The 2034-nt window shown below is 34.0% G+C and carries 2 protein-coding genes; both read right to left on the bottom strand.

Going from position 1 to position 2034, the window contains the following annotated elements:
* Positions 1-98: 98 nt before the first annotated feature.
* Complete coding sequence (gene trpD, locus DFQ10_RS18415; RefSeq protein WP_115818917.1) at positions 99-1091, bottom strand: anthranilate phosphoribosyltransferase; 993 nt, start codon at positions 1089-1091, stop codon at positions 99-101.
* 2 nt (positions 1092-1093) lie between these two features.
* Positions 1094-1660 carry an anthranilate synthase component II gene (locus DFQ10_RS18410; RefSeq protein WP_115818918.1) on the bottom strand — a complete coding sequence of 189 codons (567 nt, stop codon included), beginning with the start codon at positions 1658-1660 and terminating at the stop codon, positions 1094-1096.
* Positions 1661-2034: the final 374 nt, after the last annotated feature.

The raw sequence follows: 2034 nt of genomic DNA, 5'->3' as shown, positions 1-2034 counted from the left end.
TTTTTCATTTTTTGCTAACTGCTAACTGCTAACTGCTAACTGCTAACTGCTAACTGCTAACTGCTAACTGCTAACTGCTAACTGCTAACTGCTAATTGCTAATTGCTAAGTTTAATAAGTTTATCTAAAGCTTCTTTTCCTTTTTTACTCATCAAAGATTCCTTTGCTAGTTGAAATCCTTCTTTATGTGTAATCTGTTTTGCTGTTGCAATGGCTAAACCAGCATTGGCGCAAATCACATTATTTTGTGCTTTAGAACCATTACCACTTATTATTTTTGTGAAAAGTTGTGTAGCTTCGTCTACTGTGTTTCCTCCAAAAATAGCTGATTGTTCTATCGTATCAACACCAAGTTCATAGGGTTCAAATAATGTTTCTGATGTGTTGGTGATTACTTTTGTTTTTCCTGTTAAAGAAATTTCATCATAACCATCTAAAGCATGGACTACAGCATAGTTTTTATCTGTTTCTTGGTATAGATAACCGTAAAGTCTTAATAATTCGAGATTAAAAACACCTACCATTTGATTTTTTGGAAATGCAGGATTTACCATTGGTCCTAACATATTAAAAAATGTTTTTACACCTAATTCTTTTCTAATTGGTGCTACGTTTTTCATAGCTGGATGAAATAAAGGTGCATGTAAAACACAAATGCCAGCTTCGTCTATACTTCGTTTTAAAAAATCAATATCATTAGTGAATTTAATACCTAAGCTTTCCATAACATTAGAAGAACCACAGGCTGATGATACACCATAATTGCCATGTTTTGTAACGTGGACTCCTGCACCTGCTGTGACAAAAGAGGATAACGTAGAAATATTAAACGTGTCTTTTCCGTCGCCTCCTGTTCCGCATAAATCTATTGTATTGTAGTCGTCTAAATCTACAGGAACACAGAGTTCTAATAATGCATCTCTAAATCCTCTTAGCTCATCTAAAGTGATGCTTCGCATCATATAAACGGTTAAGAAAGATGCTATTTGACTTTGGTTATATTGACCAGCTGAAATATTAACCAAGACCTTTTTAGCTTCTTCACTTGAGATGCTTTCTTGGTTAATTAGTCTGTTTAGTAGTGCTTTCATACTTAAGAATTAATCCAGTTTTTAAGAATGGTTTTTCCATTTGGTGTTAAAACAGATTCAGGATGATATTGTACGCCTTTAACATCATAAATTTTATGCCTTAATGACATTATTTGTCCATTTTCATCAAAAGAAGTTGCTTCTAAACTTTCTGGTAGGTTAGCGTTAACGACCCAAGAATGATATCTGCCAACTTCAAAGGTCTTACCAAGTCCATCAAATAAAGATTCATCGTCAACCGATAGAGTGATTTCGGTAGCAACACCATGATAAACATTGTCTAAATTTTCTAACGTTCCGCCAAAAACTTCTCCTATGGCTTGTTGTCCTAAACACACGCCTAAGATACTTTTTGTTGGTGCGTAAGCCTCAATAATTTGTTTTAATAAACCTGCTTCATCCGGAATTCCTGGTCCTGGTGATAACACTATTTTTTCAAATGCGTCTACTTCGTCTAATGTCAATTTATCGTTTCGTTTTACAATGACTTCACAATCTAAATCTTCTAAATAATGGACTAAATTGTATGTGAAACTGTCGTAATTGTCTATTACTAATACTTTTTTCATCTCAATGCCTGTGGAAACAGGGATATAATTGTTAAACTTCTTTTTGTTTCTAAATTCTTCTACGTTCATTTTGTCTTGAAACAAAACGAACCAAAAATTCAAAACGATTTATTATGAAATTGCTAAAGCACCATTCGCTATCAAAGCTACATGCTTGAAGCTTCGCTTCGCAGTTCCGCTTTTTCGCTCATTATTTCTAAAAATCGTTGCTTCCGACTATGTCGAAATTTGGGACATTCATATTTGCTAAATTTTGTTTTTATCCCAATTTGTTTTTCATTTTTTGCTAACTGCTAACTGCTAACTGCTAACTGCTAACTGCTAACTGCTAACTGCTAACTGCTAACTGCTAACTGCTAACTGCTAACTGCTAA

Origin of the sequence: Winogradskyella eximia (assembly GCF_003386165.1) — a bacterium.
GTDB lineage: Bacteria > Bacteroidota > Bacteroidia > Flavobacteriales > Flavobacteriaceae > Winogradskyella > Winogradskyella eximia.
The sequence above is the reverse complement of the archived record's forward strand: the minus strand, read 5'-3'. Positions and strand labels throughout refer to the sequence as shown.

What these genes read in the sequence shown, in the direction of transcription:
- DFQ10_RS18410 (WP_115818918.1), bottom strand. Translation starts at nt 1,660, where the DNA reads ATGAAAAAAGTATTAGTAATAGACAATTACGACAGTTTCACATACAAT.
- trpD (WP_115818917.1), bottom strand. Translation starts at nt 1,091, where the DNA reads ATGAAAGCACTACTAAACAGACTAATTAACCAAGAAAGCATCTCAAGT.